A 16,116-nucleotide genomic window follows, 5' to 3' on the forward strand; every position below is an offset into this window, starting at 1 on the left:
CGTATCGCGTATCTTTATAGTCGAGTAGACCTCGATAACGCAGGTTCATGGGACATCCCTTTCACTCGATTTATTCGCACGGCTTCATCCGGACCGCTGTGTGCGTGCCGCGTTTGCGCGTGGCCGATCCGGGCTATAATGCCGAGCAAACGATCCGGCTTGCCCAGCAGGCTTCCGCGATGTCGGCGGCGGTAACCGTGTTCCCCGAACTCGGATTGTCGGCGTACGCCAACGATGACCTGTTCCACCAGGATGCCCTTCTCGACAGCGCGGGGGAAGCCGTATCCCGCGTGGCGGATGCTTCGCGCGACCTGACCCCGGTGCTCGTGGTCGGCGCGCCCCTGCGCTTCGACGCCGCGCTATTCAACTGTGCAGTAGTGATCTACCGGGGAGAGGTGCTGGGTATCGTCCCGAAGAGTTACCTGCCGAACTACGCCGAGTTCTACGAAAAGCGGCAGTTTACGCGCGCCGCTTCCGCGCTGCGGAGCGAGGTCCCATTCCGGAACGCCGCCGTTCCGTTCGGAAGCGACCTGATTTTCGAGACGCCCTGCCTGGAGCATTTTACGCTCCATGTGGAATTGTGCGAGGACCTGTGGGTGCCTATTCCTCCGAGTACGTATGCGGCGCTGGGCGGAGCTTGCGTGCTGGTGAACCTCTCCGCAAGCAACAGCACTATCGGCAAGGCGGAATACCGGCGCGGGCTGTGCGCAATGCAATCGGGCAAGTGCGTTGCCACGTACCTCTACGCGGGAGCGGGGCCGGGCGAATCCACGACGGATCTGGCCTGGGACGGGCACGGCATGATCTGGGAAAACGGGCGGCTGCTCGCGGAAACGGAGCGGTTTTCGCCGGAAGGGCAGATGATGCTGGCGGATGTGGATCTCGAATTGCTGGCGCAAAACCGGATGCGCCTGACCAGTTTTCACGACGCGGCAGGCGATCACCGGGATCGGGTGCGGGCAATCCGGCGCATCCCCTTCGATTTCAGGATTCCGAAAGGAGATATCCCGCTGCGGCGCGTGGTAGAACGGTTTCCGTACGTACCAAGCGATCCGGCCACGCTGGACGAGCGCTGTCAGGAAGCCTGTAACATTCAGGTGCATGGCCTGATGCAGCGGTTGCAGAGCACCGGCATCGAACGCATTGTCATCGGGGTATCGGGAGGACTCGATTCGACGCAGGCGCTGCTTGTGGCGGCCCGGGCCATGGACAATCTGGGACGCCCCAGAGAGCACATTCTGGCCTATACGATGCCCGGGTTCGCCACGAGCGACCGGACGCTGGCGAATGCGCGGTCGCTCATGCACGCACTGGGAGTTACTGCGGGAGAGATCGACATCCGGCCCGCCGCCATGCAGACGTTTCGCGACATCGGCCATCCGTTTGCCAACGATGAGCCGGTGTACGACGTAACGTTCGAAAACGTGCAGGCAGGAGCCCGCACATCTCATCTTTTCCGGCTGGCCAACCTGCACAATGGCCTTGTGCTGGGCACCGGCGACCTGAGCGAACTGGCGCTGGGATGGACCACATACGGCGTCGGCGACCACATGTCGCATTACAACGTCAATGCGTCCGTTCCCAAGACTCTGGTCCAGCATCTCATCCGCTGGACGATAGGATCCGGCGCATTTGATGAACCCGTCGCCGGTGTGCTGCAATCCGTGCTGGATACAGAAATTTCCCCGGAACTCGTTCCGCAAGAGAACGGGAATGCCGACGAGCCGCACCAGCGCACGGAGGAGGTTGTGGGGCCGTTCGATTTGCAGGATTTCAATTTGTATTACGTCACGCGGTACGGTTTCCGGCCTGCAAAGGTCGCGTTCCTGAGCCATCATGCCTGGGGCAGCGCCCCGGAACATCATGAGGATGCGGAAGCGGAGGGATTGGCGGCACGCACGTACACCCTTACTGAGATCAAGCACTGGCTGGGCGTATTCCTGTACCGCTTCTTCAAAATCAGCCAGTTCAAGCGTTCGGCCATGCCCAACGGGCCGAAGGTGGGGTCCGGCGGTTCACTTTCTCCGCGCGGCGACTGGCGGGCGCCGAGCGATTCGGAAGCCGAGGTATGGATCGAGGCGCTCCAGCGGGACGTGCCTGATAAATAGCCGGCCCGATATATAATAAGGATCGGATCACGCCGGCGAATGTGGAGCCGCCGTGGCATCCGCAAGAATCACCGTCTCCTGAAGCCCGCAGATATGCGAGGCGGGCAGAGCCGGATCGTTGTCAAGAATGCGCCGAAGCGTTTCCCGCTTGGCTGCCCCTGCAACCATAAACACCACCGTTTCCGCCTGATTGAGCACGGCGGGAGTGAGCGTGATCCGTTCCCTCGGCGGCCTGTAGGCAGGCCCCTCTACCGCCACGGCCCAGCGGTCCTGTGCCGGTGTATATCCCGGAAACAGCGAAGCCGTGTGTCCATCCTCTCCGATGCCGAGCAGCGCCACATCGAACGTCTTGCCCTGGACAGGGTCGAAGCATTCGCGAAGGATGGCTTCGTAGTCGTCCGCAGCGGCTTCGGGCGTATCCAGTGAAGTGTTTACCGGATGCACGTTTGCCTCCGAAATCGGTACGCGGTCAACCAACAGGCGCCGGGCCGCCCGGAAATTATTGCCGGGATGATCTTCCGGTACAAATCGCTCATCGGCCCAGAACAATCGGATGTCGGGCCATGGCAGCGAACGCCCTTCCGCACCGCCGAGCAACGAAAAAAGACGCTCCGGCGTCGATCCGCCGGAAAGGCAGATACTGCACGGCGCGCCCGCACGCGCCTTCGCGCGAATCATGCGCAAGGCCGCATGACTCAGCGCATCGAGGTGTTCGTACGTTTCCAGCCGTCGTTTCATGGAAGGCCGCGCCTTACGAAGCGGAATTCGGGCCCGACGATCCGGGCGCGTACGGATGCACCGGCAAGCCGGCTTCAAGAACCGGCGTGTAGAGCCGCCATGAGTTGATCACTTCGTCGGCATGCACAAACAGGGTCTGGTCCCCCTGGATCACATCGCCGAGCAGCGTTTCGTAGGCTTCCGGGAGATCGCCGAACACCTCGTCGTAGCGGAAGTGGAGCCTTCTGGGGGTCAGCCGGAGCGGCATGCGAGGCTGTTTCACGTCAAAGTGCAGGTTGAAGCCTTCATCCGGTTGCAAGGTGATTTCGAGGATGTTGGGGCGGACGTTGCAGGTATCCTCGTAGGGCCGGAAAAGCGAGACCGGGGCCGGCTGAAACCGGATCGCTATGCGGGTGCGCTTTTCGGGCATGCGCTTGCCGGTTTCGAGGATGAACGGCACGCCTCGCCAGCGCCAGTTGGCGATCTCCACGCGCAGGCGGACGAACGTTTCGGTGGTAGACCCTTCCGGCACCCCTTTTTCCTCGTGGTATGCCCTTACAGGCTTGCCATTCACTTCGCCGGCGGCATACTGGCCCAGCAGCACATCCTCGGGGCGGAGCGGAACAATGGATTCCAGCACCTTGATTTTTTCCTGCCGGATGGAGTCGGCATCGAACCGGGCGGGCGCCTCCATTGCAACCAGCGAGAGCAACTGCGTAATATGGTTCTGCACCATGTCCCGCAACGCCCCCGACTGGTCGTAATACCCTGCGCGCGTTTCCACGCCCAGAGATTCATGCACCTGGATATCGACCCGTTCGATCTGCCCCCGGTGCCATACGCTCTCGAAAAGCGCATTGCCGAACCGGAAGACCAGCAGGTTCTGTACGGTTTCCTTTCCGAGATAGTGGTCGATGCGAAATATCTGAGATTCGGAGAAATACCGGTGTACGAGGTCGTTCAACGCATGGGCCGACGTCAGATCATGCCCGAACGGCTTTTCAATGACGAGCCGCGCCCAGCCCGCTGTCTTGTGGAGATTGGCCTGTCCGAGGGCTTCGATGGTTCCGGGGAATGTCTTTGGGGGAAGAGCAAGGTAGAAAACCCGGTTGCCGGGCAGATCGCATTCCTTTTCGATAGAGGCGATCCGACGGGCAAGCCCATCGTAGCCATTTCCGCTGCCCCCCAACGACTGATAGAACACATGATCATCGCACCAGGCAGCAAGATCGGAGCCCTCCGGATACCGCTCGTGCAGTGCTTCGCGGACACTGTCCCGGAAGGCTGCGTCGGACAAATCGGACCGGGCCACGCCGAGAATGTGGCAACAACGCAGTTCGTCATGCCGCTCCATGAGATGGAACAGGGCGGGCACCAGCTTGCGCGACGTCAGATCGCCGCTGGCGCCGAGAATAATGAAAAGATGAGGCTGGAAGGAGCGGGACATGACCAGAACGACATGAACGGGCATCCCGGCCTCTGGCAGGTAAGGCCGGTATATTCCCCGCATGTTACGGAATTCGCAGGTTAACGGGGTACTGTATGTGACGGACTATAAGGTAAGACAAATAGATACACCCCCTTACGACACCTTCGTCCGGGATTCGTTCAGCAGCCAGTCGATCAGGCGCTCCGCATAATCCGAGGTAAGCCAGGGACCGTGCGAGCCCTCGTTGATCTTCCAGAGTTCGACCGTAATACCGTCCTGGCAGCCCTCGCGATAGCGGATGCGGCCGGTTTCCGCGCCGTCGTGGGCATTGTCGATATCGATGGGGGGAAGTTCTTCGGCACTGGACAGATCGCATCCCGCGCGTTCGGCCCAGCGCTCCACCACATCCTCCGCGCCGGCGTACCCGGTGCCGTCGGTAGTTCCTGCATAGAGAATGATGTCGTCGTCGGTGCCGTGGATGTGCAGTACGGAAACCGGCGGCGCCGACTCGCAACGGGTCGGATCCAAAAACGAGGTGCCCGCAAGCGGGGCGATCGCGGTCAGACCCGGAAGACCTTCGCAGGCAAGGCGGTAGGACATAAATCCGCCGTTGGAATGTCCAACCGAAAAGATGCGGTCCACTTGGATGTACTCACCCGTCTCTTCGATCAGATCGGATAGATAGGCCACGTCATCCACCCCCGACTCGAAGAAATCGCAGCAGAAGTCCGTGGCGTTCCAGAAGCGTACACCGCTGAGATCACGCGTGCCGGCAGGCAGGATCAGTGCAAAGTTGTCGACATCGACCCGCTCGGAAAGGCCCCAGTACGCATCATGGCCCGCGGGATTGCCCGAGTAGCCGTGCAGGCTGATCACGACGGGAAGCGAACCCATGGAATCGTATCCCATAGGCAGCTTCAGCGTGGCGGGGCGATCGCCGCCTATGGTATACACCGTTTGCTGTATTTCCGGCTCGGTCGGAAGTTCTTCCTTAGACTTGCTGCAAGCGGCCAGCAGGAAAGCCGGAAGGATACAGGCAAGAATCGAACGGGGCGCCAGCGGCATCGGGGCAAAAGGAAAGGTCGGCAGGGATTCGATCCCGGGTTTCAGAGGAAACGATCCGGGTGCGGAAACTTGCTCTCTAATAATAAGAACACAATGCCTGCGCGGCAGTCACCCCACATAACGGACCACCGTGTCGAACGGCAGTTTTTCGATATCCGGTACTTCGGCATCCTCGATCGGATAGCCCGCTACGAGCAGCAAAAACGGGGTTTCGTTGCGCGGCCTGTCCAGAATCTCGTTCAGAAAACCCATGGGGCTGGGCGTGTGCGTAAGGGTAGCAACACCCGCATGGTGCAGCGCCGCGATCAAAAAGCCGGTGGCAATGCCCACCGATTCCAACGCGTAGTAATTCTTGATGCGTTTGCCGTCCTCGTCCAGTCCATAGCGTTCGAGAAAAATGGCGATGAGCACCGGGGCTTCTTCGAGAAACGGTTTGTGTTCGTTCGTTTCGAACGGAACCAGCGCTTCCAGCCATTCGGGGGTAGCCCGCCGGGTGTAGAATTCATGCTCTTCGGCTTCCGCCGCCGTGCGGATTTTGGACTTTATTCCGGCATCGCGCACGACCACGAAACGCCATGGCTGACGATTCGCGCCGCTCGGTGCGGAGGCCGCAGCGCGTAACGCGGCGTCAAGCACCTCGTCCGGGATGGGCCGGGTGTCGAAATGACGAACGGTGCGGCGACGCGCCATATCTTCCGCGAAGCGCTGCGCGCGCTCGATCGCCTCGTCCGGGGAGTAGGAAACAGGCTGGAGTTTCATGATAGCGGGTTGGGTTTTCCGGACAGATCAGGCAGAAGGTGATCCGCCCCGGGCTCAAAGATACCGCTCCCGCAGCATCCCAAGATGATGCTGCGTGTGGCCGGCGGTGATCCAGGCCATGCTCCGGACCGAGAACTCGAAACCGCTGGCGTGTCCGCGACGATCCCATGCGTCATCCGGCAGCCCCTTGAACAGTAACACGGTGGCGTGCCGCGCCGCATCCCACTCCTTGACCAGTTCCGCAAGAGTTCTCTCGTCCGCGCCCGACGCGGCAGCGTATTCGTTCTCGTCGAATCCCGGATAGTGCGTCTTGTCGCCCCGGGCAAAGACCATCGCCCTCATCGCAAACATCCGCTCGCTGTCGGTCAGGTGTCCCACCATCTCGCGCACGGACCACTTGCCCGGTGCATAACGGTACCGCTCGCGGTCGGGGGACACGTTCGCCGTCACACGGGCCAGATCATTACGCTGCCCATCAAGGGTGGCCATGATCGGGCCATCCGGGACCGCTGCTATATACGGCCGATAAAAATCACCGTACTCGTCGCTGTGGGGTCTGCGTTCCATGAGATTTAAAGCCATTCGATTTGCTTTTGTATGCCTGATAGTGTTTCCGACCTTCGTGAAAAACCAATCACAGTGATGTGAACAATATCACTCAATTCGTTACAACGAGAGACCACCCGAAGGCAAGAAGGTTGCATAACCGCTCCCTATGAAAATGAGCTCACCGCAATAGGAACCATCGTGCAAAGTCGGTCAGGATCCGTGTGCATGTCTCGACCTCGGTCACGCTGACCCATTCCACCGCGGCGTGGGCCTGCGCGATTGAGCCGGGGCCGAAGCACACAGCCGGGGTTCCGTGCTCGTTCAGGAAGCAGGCGTCTACCCAGGCCGACATCCCCTTCAGAGTGCCGGGCAGGTCGGATCGCATGCACGCCTCCCTGAGGCCGGCCACCAGTGGCGACGAAACCGGCACCTCGGTCGCGGCGCGGAAAAGCCCCCGGTCGACCCGGACCTCCAGCCCGGGACAGCGCTCACCCGCTCTCGCCAGCACCTCCTCCATCTCGGCCATAACGGAGTCGGCGGTTTCCCCCGGCAGTGTGCGGCGCTCGACGACCAAATGACAGCGATCCGGGTAGACCGACGGCGCGCTCCCACCCTTGATCGTGCCTGCATGCAGGGATGCGGTGCCCAGCAGCGCGTGGTCCGTCTCGCGGGCAAGCCGGTTTGCTTCCTCCTCGAAGGCAACCAGAAGGTGGCCCATGTGCGCGATGGCGTCGACACCGAGCTCGGGTCTGGAACCGTGAGCCGCACGGCCCTTCACGTGCACATCGATCCAGAAAAACCCCTTGTGGGCCGGCATGACCGTCAGGCTGGTGGGTTCGCAGACTACCGCTGCATCGGCCCCCACGCCGTCTGCGACAAGCGCCGCCATTCCTGCCGAGGCGTGCTCCTCGTCGGCCGTTAGCGCGATGATCAATTCGCCCGGGATATCCGCTTCTGCAAGCTCCGCGGCGACCGCGAGCGCGCACGCCACACCCGACTTCATGTCGGCCGAGCCGCGCCCGTATATTCGGCCTTCCCGGATCGCGCCCGAAAAGGGTTCGGCCATTCCCGCCACGCCCACGGTGTCCATGTGACCGTTGAGAAGAAGTGACGGCCCCGCACCTGCGCCCCGCCGCGCCACCACGTTGTGGCGGCCGGGCGCCACTTCGACGACGGTTAGCCGGTAACCCCAGTCGTCGAGCCACCCCGCCACCAGTGCCGCAACGGCGCCCTCGCCGTCGCCACCGTCTTCCAATAGCGGGTTCACGGAGGGTATGCGGACCAGGTGCTGCGTCATTGCGACCGGATCGGCGCGGATCAGGCCGGGGTTGTGTCCGGTCGAGTGGGACATGCGTCCGGTTTTCGCCATGTCTTTCGGGAAAACGTACAGGATAGCGGTTCCACCGGTCCCCTCCTCCTACCACACCTCGCCCGGTGCGTACAGCTTCTTCGCCGGTCCGATCAGCTTCTTGTCCGGTTTCCTCACAGGCCGCGAGGCGTCTTCTCCGTAGGGAAGATGCTCCAGCACGTAGCGCATACAGTTAAGACGCGCCCGCTTCTTGTCGTCCGACTTGATCACCACCCAGGGCGACGTTTTCGTATCGGTAGCCGCGAACATCGTTTTCTTCGCCTCCGTGTACTCGTCCCACAACGAGAGCGACCGGAGATCCACGTCACTGATCTTCCATTGTTTGAGCGGGTTCCGGGCGCGCGACACGAACCGCCTGAGCTGCTCCTCACGGCTTACCGAGAACCAGAACTTGAACAGGTGGAATCCGTCATTGACCAGCAATTCTTCGAAACTCGCGACATCCCTCAGGAAACGGAGGTGTTCGGCCGGGGTGCAAAAACCCATGACCGGCTCGACCACTGCCCGATTGTACCAGGAGCGGTCAAAGAAAACGATCTCCCCGCTGGTCGGAAGACACTCCACATAGCGCTGGAAATACCACTGCCCGCGCTCCCTTTCGGAAGGAACCGGCAACGCCACCACCAGGGCGCTCCGCGGGTTAAGATGCTCCATGAACCGTTTGATCGTCCCGCCTTTGCCGGCCGCGTCGCGCCCCTCGAAAAGCAGCACGACCCGCTGGCCCGTCTCCTTAACCCATCGCTGCATCTTCAGCAACTCGACCTGCAGTTCCGCCTTCCGGAGCTCGTACTCTGCGCGGCGGAGCTTGGTCCTGTACGGGTAGGACGCGCTGATGATCTCTCGCCTGTCCGCCTTCTCGACCTTATTACGAATCTCGACAGGGATATTGGCGATCGGCAGCAGAACTTTCAGCTCATTGCGTTCCGGTGTGGGGGCAGTCATGGCTACACCTTGCTTCTCTCAGAATGATGCACTCGAGTCCCTCAAAAACGGCCAACGAAGCTCCGCGGCCAATTCGTCCCTTCTCGCTTCCAGGCCAGGGATAGCCCGCTCTCCCACAGCTCGCGCAAGGTTGCGGTTGGTGGTGTGAATCTCGTCAATCAGACGCGGATACCAGGAAAACGCTGCTTTTAGTCCCTGCTCATCGTAAAAATCGGTGGCGGCTACCTGCGCCGGTAACAATACGGTTGCCGTAAGCTGGTTCAGTTGGCCGATGGCATCTTCAAGGGTTTCCAGCAACGGGGCACCCCCAATGATATTAGTCATGATATAATCATTCAGCGATTCGAAATTCGTACCGTAGAAGGCGGCCTCCATCACGCTACCCCGGTACAGATAGTACAGATCGCTCGGCAACAACTCAGGCTGTCCGCCCTCCTCGATCTCGGCCACTACCGCGAGGTGCTTCCGGAGCTTCCCGTTTTCATGTTCGAGATGGGCGTAAAGCACCTCAAATTCAAGAATCAGGCTGTCGTAGTACTGGAGTTGTACGGACCGCTCATGCTGCCCTTCCCGGTAGTTGTTAAACAGAAAGGCGAGGTAGACACCCAGGAAAACAATCGCCAGTTCCATGGCGAACCAGCCCAGATTCTTATTCGTGATAAACTTTGACTTGAGAAACCTCGTGATAAACATGTATCGCCTCCGCACAGGGAAATATGCAAAAAAGTCAGGTCGCCGCCCTACTCCTCCACCCACGGGTCGTACGACCCGATGCTCCAGAGTTGTCCTTCCGGATCGCGGACGGCGAAGAGGCTCCCGCCATAGGGCTGCTCTTCCAGTTCCATGACAATACGCGCCCCCTTTGCCTGCACATGCTCGTAGAGCGCCTCGATGTCGCTGTCGCTGACCACAATGTAGGCCGCCTGGGTGAGCTTTCCTTCGGGTTCGGAGGCCACCACATGATGCCCGTGTTCGTCGTCCCGCATGGAACCGAGCATGACCATGCCGCCGCCCAGCGTGAGCTGGGCATGGGCAATTTTGTCCTCGCCATGCGGCACCACAAGGCGGCGCTCAAAACCAAGTACGCTGCACAGCCACTCGATAGCAGCGTGCGCATCACGGTAGCGCAGGCCGGGGATGACGGTAGACCGGAGTGTTTTCTGCTGCATGAATCACGGCCATTATGATTGCAATCTTTGGGGAATATACACGAAAATCACCGAGCAAGACGGCCGGGCATGCTCTTTCCCGCGCCGGGCGGAACGGAATAACTTGTCGCGCCGGACCGGGATGCCCCCTCTCACTCAGCGCCGGAACGGAAACAACCACCGAACGATATGAAGAAAGGCCTGGTCGTGTCCGTTCACCTCCTTCCGAGGCTATGCGCTCCTTTCTTTCCTGCTCCGGCATGCTCCTGTGCCTGCTTGCCCTTTCGGCGGCCGGATGCGACAGCGATTCCGGGATGGACGAGGTCACGCCGGAGCCAAGCGGTGACTATCCGGCCCTTAAAACCCTTGCCGTACACCCTGTCGGCGTGGCGATCCAGGCAGTGCACCTGTCCAGCCCGGAACGCACCACCGTGATCGAAAAGGTGTTCAACAGCATCACGGCCGAGTGGGAAATGAAGATGAACCCGATATCGACCGGCCCGGGATCGTACAACTGGACCGGGGCCGATGCGCTGGTGGATTTCGCCGAGGAAAACGGCATGCAGGTCCACGGGCACACGCTCGTGTGGCATCAGACGACACCATCCTGGATGGAAAACTTCCGAGGGAGCGACGAGGCATTCGAGGAGGCTGTAAAAGAATATATCACGACCGTCATAGCGCGCTACAAGGGGCGTGTTGTAAGCTGGGACGTGATCAACGAAGCATTCGATGACGAACGGGGAGAACTACGCAACAGCGTGTTCCGGCGCAGGATGGGCGACGATTACATCGCCCGGCTGTTTCAGTATGCCCGGGAAGCCGATCCGGATCTGCTGCTCTTCTACAACGATTACGGGCTCACCTGGAGCCTGCCCAAGCGGCGCGCCGTGATGAGAATGCTTGATGATTTTCTGGAGCGGGGCATTCCCATAGACGGCGTGGGATTGCAAATGCACATGGCCTGGGACAGCCCGCCCCGCGAAGAGATTACTGCGACCATAGACGAGGTGGTAAAACGCGGCCTGAAGCTGCACCTCTCGGAACTGGACGTGCGCATCAATACCGACGGCAGTCTGCGGTCCTGGAATACGGCGCGGGGAAACATTCAGAAAGAGCGCGTCAAGGAGGTCGTAGCCGCCTTCAACCGGATTCCCGAGGAACAGCGTTTCGCCATTACCCTGTGGGGACTGCGCGACCCGGACACCTGGCTCATCGATTTTTACGATCGGCCGGAGTGGCCGCTCCTGTTTGATGCGCAATTCCGCCCCAAGCCCGCCTATTACGGATTTGTCGAGGCGCTGCAGGAGGCGCAGGAATAGATATAGGATACGCTGACCAAAACCGCTTCGCTCAGCATTTCACGTTCGGCGGAAACGCTGCGGATTCGAGACAGTGCGGGCGTGAAGCGCCCCTTGCCTTTCGGTGCTGATTCCCTACTTCACCAGCATCATCCGTCTGGTCTGTACAAAGGAGGCGCCCGCTTCGAGGCGGTACAAATACACCCCTGACGTAAGCCCGGAGGCATCGAACCGCACCGTGTGTTCGCCACCGGCCAGCGACGTATTGTCGAGCAGCGCAGCCACCTCCCGGCCCAGCACATCGAATACGCGCAGCGTCACCTGCTCCGCTTGCGGCAACTGGAAACGAATAGTGGTGACCGGATTGAACGGATTCGGATAATTCTGCGCCAGGGCATACGCTTCCGGCAATTCCGAAGGACCTTCACTCGACGTGGGGGCTTCCGGGCCGACCATCGCCACGGTTTGCCACTGGCTCGGCGTCCTCCACCAGTTGTTGTCTACCGTGGGATTCAGGCTCCATGTGATCTGGTGATCGCGGGCGCTCCCATCCCGGTCGTTCAGCGAAATCGTAAAGGGAAAGAAGCGGACTTCGCCGGGGCCTGGGAAGGCGGGGCTCGCATCGCCTGCCTTCTTGATGGCGGAGAAAGGAAAGAGCGCCAGGATCTTGTAGCCGCCCGTCATGGAAGCGTACGCGGCATTCCCCGGATCGAGGTTGTCCTCGCCAAAATACACAAACGTTCTCGCATTCGCATTGGCTGCGGACCCGTGCGGGGACAGGCGGAACTGGTAATCGGGGTATTCCCCGCGTGCGAGGTCGCTGTGTGGAGAACCGCCCAGTACCGACCCCCCGGCGTCGCGCACATCGTAGTTGCCCCATCCGAATTCAATGGAATCGTACTGCCAGGCCCTGGCCGGGGACTCGCTTGACGGAGCGAATTGCAGCATATCGTCGGTAACCTCGGCATAGATATACAGTTCGCCGTCGTTCGCCTCCGTATACGCCATCCAGACGGATCCGGAGAGATCGCTGTTGTCTGTGGGCAACACTGCAGCGTCGGCGATCTGCGAATGCGTATCGTCAATAACGAACGGCATGGCCCCGGAAGGAAAATTTTCCTTCGATACGTTCCCTGCACTGACATCGTCGAACAGTGCGTCGGCTTCGTCTTCCGTCAACGATACCACCGACGGCGAAACAGCAGCATTCGGATTATTGATTTCTTTGGCGCTGTTCGACGCGTCCGGATTCTCCGTTCCCAATAAGCTCAGACTCGTTACCGCATAGTAGATGGTCGAGCCAAGGGACGCATGAGGCAATTCCGCCCGGTGCCGCACCTCGAAAGCATCCGCCTCGAAGGAAACCGTCTCGAGCAACGCTACACCCGGAGCACTTGCATCCGTGATCGGCTCCGTGCCGGCATACACATTGTACCCCCCGAAAGCAGGATTGTGGGTCCAGGAAACGACATTGAAGGGACCGTCCGCTGTCACCTCTATGCCGGACATGGCTGCAGGTTGTCCCGCAGCATCTGCCAGGTCAAGGCTGGCGGGACCGATATACACATCGTCCAGGTAGACCTTTCCCCCGTCGTCCGAGGCACTGCCCCAGTCCCAGAAGGGGCCCATGGCGCGCACATTGTTCCATTCGAATTCCGTCCACAGATTACGATTCTCCGTGGTGTGCGGACCCCGGAGATCAAGCGCTACCCCCTGACCCCCATTGATGCGGCTTGACCAGGTGCCGCCGTATACCCAGTGCGCGTCCATTCCCGAGATGGAACCATTTGTCTTGCCGTCTTCAAGTTGCTGCCAGGTCGGGGGCGGGAGCTTCGCCGTCACCTCGTGCCACACTCCGTCGCACATGCTCCTCGGTACGGTCCAGCGCAGGCGGAAAGGATAGTTGGACGCATCGTCGTCAAAATCCTCGAACATGATCGCGAGATTATTCTGCGCTTCGCAATGCGCTGCGTTCTGCGTCTCCACCAGGATACGGAAGTGGAGCACATTCCCGGCGTCCCGGTTGGCCGACATGTCGACGGCCGGATCGAAACGAAACGCCTGGTACCCCCAATTGCGGTTGTTGAACTGCATCGCCTTGTTGGAGGCGTCTTTCGGGTCTTCAACCACGACGCCATCCACCTGAGGAAGGGTAGCATTCACCCCATCCACGAAAAAGATATAGTGGTCGCCAAGCGGCTCGACCTGCGCCTCTGCGTTATGCGCAACAATGCCCGCGAAAAACAGGACCGCCGCAGCGCCTCCCGCAAACCGGGCTATGACACGATGAACCGCGCGATGGACACGATTCCCGGAACGGCTTGTCCGGTAACTCTTCACGATACGCATAGGGGGCTCGCTCGGAAAGTTGAGGGTTGAGAGATGTTTATGACGTGGGGTGTGACTACTTACATGAAATTTTCATACCATGCAAGGTGTTTTCCATGGATGCATCCAATGCACATCAAGGCGTGCGCGTAACGCCCCTGTACCGTAACGCAGGAAGCTGCGATGAAAAATCACCTTAAGAACAGGGTACGCGCGATAGCGAAAGGCGGCATCCGGTATGTCGCAGGAGTTGTTTCGGCGTTTCTCCTGATCCTTCCGGCACAGGGGCAGGGCTTTTTCCGGACTGAAGGCACAAAGATTCTCGATCGGGACGGCAATCCGGCAATCATACGCGGCCTTGGGCTGGGCGGCTGGCTCGTGCCGGAGGGATACATGGTGCATATGACTGCCATTGACGGGGGATCTCCGCGCACCATCCGGGCACAGATAGTGGACCTGATTGGCGAGCAGGGGGCAGATCGCTTCTTCGAGCTATACCGGGCCAAATACGTCGCGGAAAAAGATATTGCGGCCATTGCCGAGTGGGGATTCGATCATATCCGCCTGCCCATGCATTACAACCTGCTCTTCGACCCCGATACGGAAACGTTTATCGAGAGCGGGTTTGAGCTGATCGACACCTTCCTCGACTGGTGCCGCAAGTACGAACTCGACGTCATTCTGGACATGCACGCCGCGCCGGGCGCACAGAGCGAGCACAACATCAGCGACAGCGACGGCGAGGCCCGTTTATGGACAGAGCCCGTCCCGTACCAGGACCAACTGGTGACCATATGGACCGAGATTGCCCGGCGCTACGTCGACGATCCGCTTATCATCGGATACGATCTGATCAATGAACCTGTAACACCCAACTCAATCGGTGACGACGAGGTTCAGGCCGACGCCCTCCGTGCATTGTACGTGCGGCTCGCCGAAGCCATTCGCCAGATCGATACCAATCATATCCTCTTCATAGAGGGAAATTATTTCGCCACTCACTTCTACAAACTGGAGCCTCCGTTCGACGACAATATGGTCTACGCCTTCCACAAGTACTGGAACGCCACGGACGTCGGCACCATCAACTATCTTCTGGATCTGAGGGCAAGAAACAACGTCCCGCTCTGGCTGGGAGAATCGGGGGAAAACTCGAATCCGTGGTTTTATGAGGTGACCCGGCTTGCGGAAAGATACGGGATCGGATGGAACTGGTGGACGCACAAGAAAATAGCGACGATCACCAGCCCGCTTTCCGCACCGTTTGCGCCAGGATATAAAGAGGTGGTCGATTACTTGAATGCTCCTCCGCACGCCCCCAAACCCCGCCCTTCTGAACGGGCGGCCAGCGAGGCGCTGTTCGCCATGGCCGAGGGATTGGACCTCGACTCCTGCATCACACGGCCCGGTGTCCTTGCGGCGCTGTTGGATCCGGATTACGCCACGCTGCGCAAACCCTTCAAGGAACATCCAATACCCGGCATCATCAATGCCGCGGAGTACGACATCGGACACGCAGGCGCCACCTACCACGACACCGATCTCATGCGAGTCGATGGGCAAAGCGGAGCCGGCAACAACGGGTATGAATACCGCAATGACGGGGTGGACATCGAGAGATCGGAAGACCCGGAAGGATTCGAATATAATGTGGGATGGATGGAAACGACCGAATGGTTGACCTGGACGGTGCAGATCGATCAGGCAGGAATCTATGACGTCGAATTCCGCGTCGCCGCCGATGCGGCCGGTAATGGCGGCATCCTCTACCTCGCGCTGAACAACGAACGAATCGGGAGCAATGTACCTGTGCCCGTCACAGGCGGATGGCAGGCATGGACCTCGGTATGGCTGCGCGATGTGACACTGCCCCCCGGCGAGCATGTCCTGAAACTGGTCGTGCGCAATGGGGGGTTCAACCTGAACCGGATGCGCTTCACGCTGAAGGAGGCCACCGCCGCCGAGCAGGCAGACGAAATCCCGAAGGGAATGCAACTGGACGGAGCCTGGCCCAACCCGTTTTCCGGAGAGGTCAACCTGGCGTTCCGGACCGACCGACCCGTACGGGCCCGGCTTGAGATGGTGGACATGCTGGGGCGCACCGTATATGTGCATGCCCCGGAAGCGTTCGGGACGGGAGAGCACATGTGGTCCGTACGCCCCGACCTGCCTACGGGTATGTATTTCTCGCGCCTGTTTCTGGAAGACGGAGAACGCACGCACCTCCTGACTGCACCCGTAACAGCCATCCCATAGGCAGGATTCGCCCGAATCCTTGCAACCATCTCCTTTTATTTCCGTATCGCGCAAAAAGGACGGTGGTTCAAAATGGACCCGTAGTCGAGTAGCAAGCATCATCTCTGGCTATTTGACCCGTCAAAAAGACTTTCGAGTAACCCAT

General features: G+C 60.0%; 12 protein-coding genes and 1 pseudogene. 3 read left to right on the forward strand and 10 right to left on the reverse strand.

Annotation, left to right across the window (positions count from 1 at the left end; translation table 11 throughout):
- Positions 1-47 precede the first annotated feature (47 nt).
- The gene (locus F4Y00_05910; protein ID MYE04489.1) at positions 48-2,108 is read left to right on the forward strand and encodes an NAD(+) synthase; all 2,061 of its coding nucleotides are present in this window, start codon (positions 48-50) and stop codon (positions 2,106-2,108) included.
- A 27-nt stretch (positions 2,109-2,135) separates the two neighbouring features.
- Here the strand turns inward: F4Y00_05910 and pgl are convergent, their stop codons facing one another.
- The 9 genes and pseudogenes from pgl to F4Y00_05955 all read right to left on the reverse strand — a co-directional run bounded on the left by pgl (position 2,136) and on the right by F4Y00_05955 (position 10,107).
- Positions 2,136-2,846: a 6-phosphogluconolactonase gene (pgl, locus tag F4Y00_05915; GenBank protein ID MYE04490.1), complete on the reverse strand. Its 711-nt coding sequence runs from the start codon at positions 2,844-2,846 to the stop codon at positions 2,136-2,138.
- Positions 2,641-4,272: pseudogene (gene zwf / locus F4Y00_05920) on the reverse strand (glucose-6-phosphate dehydrogenase). The gene pgl and the pseudogene zwf overlap by 206 nt, the downstream one beginning before the upstream one ends.
- Before the next feature lie 135 nt (positions 4,273-4,407).
- On the reverse strand, positions 4,408-5,319 hold the full coding sequence (locus F4Y00_05925; protein ID MYE04491.1) for a hypothetical protein: 912 nt from the start codon (positions 5,317-5,319) through the stop codon (positions 4,408-4,410).
- Positions 5,320-5,427: 108 nt separating this feature from the next.
- Positions 5,428-6,078 (reverse strand): nitroreductase family protein, encoded by a 651-nt coding sequence (locus F4Y00_05930; GenBank protein MYE04492.1) that lies wholly within the window; start codon positions 6,076-6,078, stop codon positions 5,428-5,430.
- A gap of 54 nt (positions 6,079-6,132) precedes the next feature.
- A complete protein-coding gene (locus F4Y00_05935) occupies positions 6,133-6,660 on the reverse strand; it encodes a DinB family protein (protein ID MYE04493.1) in 528 nt (175 codons plus the stop codon).
- A gap of 145 nt (positions 6,661-6,805) precedes the next feature.
- Complete coding sequence (locus tag F4Y00_05940; protein ID MYE04494.1) at positions 6,806-7,996, reverse strand: ArgE/DapE family deacylase; 1,191 nt, start codon at positions 7,994-7,996, stop codon at positions 6,806-6,808.
- Between the two features lie 48 nt (positions 7,997-8,044).
- On the reverse strand, positions 8,045-8,938 hold the full coding sequence (gene ppk2, locus F4Y00_05945) for a polyphosphate kinase 2 (protein MYE04495.1): 894 nt from the start codon (positions 8,936-8,938) through the stop codon (positions 8,045-8,047).
- Between the two features lie 18 nt (positions 8,939-8,956).
- Positions 8,957-9,631 carry a hypothetical protein gene (locus tag F4Y00_05950; GenBank protein MYE04496.1) on the reverse strand — a complete coding sequence of 225 codons (675 nt, stop codon included), beginning with the start codon at positions 9,629-9,631 and terminating at the stop codon, positions 8,957-8,959.
- Between the two features lie 47 nt (positions 9,632-9,678).
- Positions 9,679-10,107 (reverse strand): glyoxalase, encoded by a 429-nt coding sequence (locus tag F4Y00_05955; GenBank protein ID MYE04497.1) that lies wholly within the window; start codon positions 10,105-10,107, stop codon positions 9,679-9,681.
- A 14-nt stretch (positions 10,108-10,121) separates the two neighbouring features.
- Here F4Y00_05955 and F4Y00_05960 point away from each other — a divergent pair, with 14 nt between their 5' ends.
- Positions 10,122-11,408 carry an endo-1,4-beta-xylanase gene (locus F4Y00_05960; protein ID MYE04498.1) on the forward strand — a complete coding sequence of 429 codons (1,287 nt, stop codon included), beginning with the start codon at positions 10,122-10,124 and terminating at the stop codon, positions 11,406-11,408.
- A 114-nt stretch (positions 11,409-11,522) separates the two neighbouring features.
- On the opposite strand, the gene F4Y00_05965 is transcribed toward F4Y00_05960, so the two are convergent.
- The gene (locus tag F4Y00_05965) at positions 11,523-13,736 is read right to left on the reverse strand and encodes a T9SS type A sorting domain-containing protein (protein MYE04499.1); all 2,214 of its coding nucleotides are present in this window, start codon (positions 13,734-13,736) and stop codon (positions 11,523-11,525) included.
- A 162-nt stretch (positions 13,737-13,898) separates the two neighbouring features.
- Here F4Y00_05965 and F4Y00_05970 point away from each other — a divergent pair, with 162 nt between their 5' ends.
- Positions 13,899-15,971, forward strand: coding sequence for a cellulase family glycosylhydrolase (locus F4Y00_05970; GenBank protein MYE04500.1), 2,073 nt, complete (start codon positions 13,899-13,901; stop codon positions 15,969-15,971).
- Positions 15,972-16,116: the final 145 nt, after the last annotated feature.

It is taken from the genome of Bacteroidetes bacterium SB0662_bin_6 (assembly GCA_009839485.1).
GTDB lineage: Bacteria > Bacteroidota > Rhodothermia > Rhodothermales > VXPQ01 > VXPQ01.

What these genes read in the sequence shown, in the direction of transcription:
- F4Y00_05910 (MYE04489.1), top strand. Translation starts at nt 48, where the DNA reads ATGGGACATCCCTTTCACTCGATTTATTCGCACGGCTTCATCCGGACC.
- pgl (MYE04490.1), bottom strand. Translation starts at nt 2,846, where the DNA reads ATGAAACGACGGCTGGAAACGTACGAACACCTCGATGCGCTGAGTCAT.
- F4Y00_05925 (MYE04491.1), bottom strand. Translation starts at nt 5,319, where the DNA reads ATGCCGCTGGCGCCCCGTTCGATTCTTGCCTGTATCCTTCCGGCTTTC.
- F4Y00_05930 (MYE04492.1), bottom strand. Translation starts at nt 6,078, where the DNA reads ATGAAACTCCAGCCTGTTTCCTACTCCCCGGACGAGGCGATCGAGCGC.
- F4Y00_05935 (MYE04493.1), bottom strand. Translation starts at nt 6,660, where the DNA reads ATGGCTTTAAATCTCATGGAACGCAGACCCCACAGCGACGAGTACGGT.
- F4Y00_05940 (MYE04494.1), bottom strand. Translation starts at nt 7,996, where the DNA reads ATGGCGAAAACCGGACGCATGTCCCACTCGACCGGACACAACCCCGGC.
- ppk2 (MYE04495.1), bottom strand. Translation starts at nt 8,938, where the DNA reads ATGACTGCCCCCACACCGGAACGCAATGAGCTGAAAGTTCTGCTGCCG.
- F4Y00_05950 (MYE04496.1), bottom strand. Translation starts at nt 9,631, where the DNA reads ATGTTTATCACGAGGTTTCTCAAGTCAAAGTTTATCACGAATAAGAAT.
- F4Y00_05955 (MYE04497.1), bottom strand. Translation starts at nt 10,107, where the DNA reads ATGCAGCAGAAAACACTCCGGTCTACCGTCATCCCCGGCCTGCGCTAC.
- F4Y00_05960 (MYE04498.1), top strand. Translation starts at nt 10,122, where the DNA reads ATGATTGCAATCTTTGGGGAATATACACGAAAATCACCGAGCAAGACG.
- F4Y00_05965 (MYE04499.1), bottom strand. Translation starts at nt 13,736, where the DNA reads ATGCGTATCGTGAAGAGTTACCGGACAAGCCGTTCCGGGAATCGTGTC.
- F4Y00_05970 (MYE04500.1), top strand. Translation starts at nt 13,899, where the DNA reads ATGAAAAATCACCTTAAGAACAGGGTACGCGCGATAGCGAAAGGCGGC.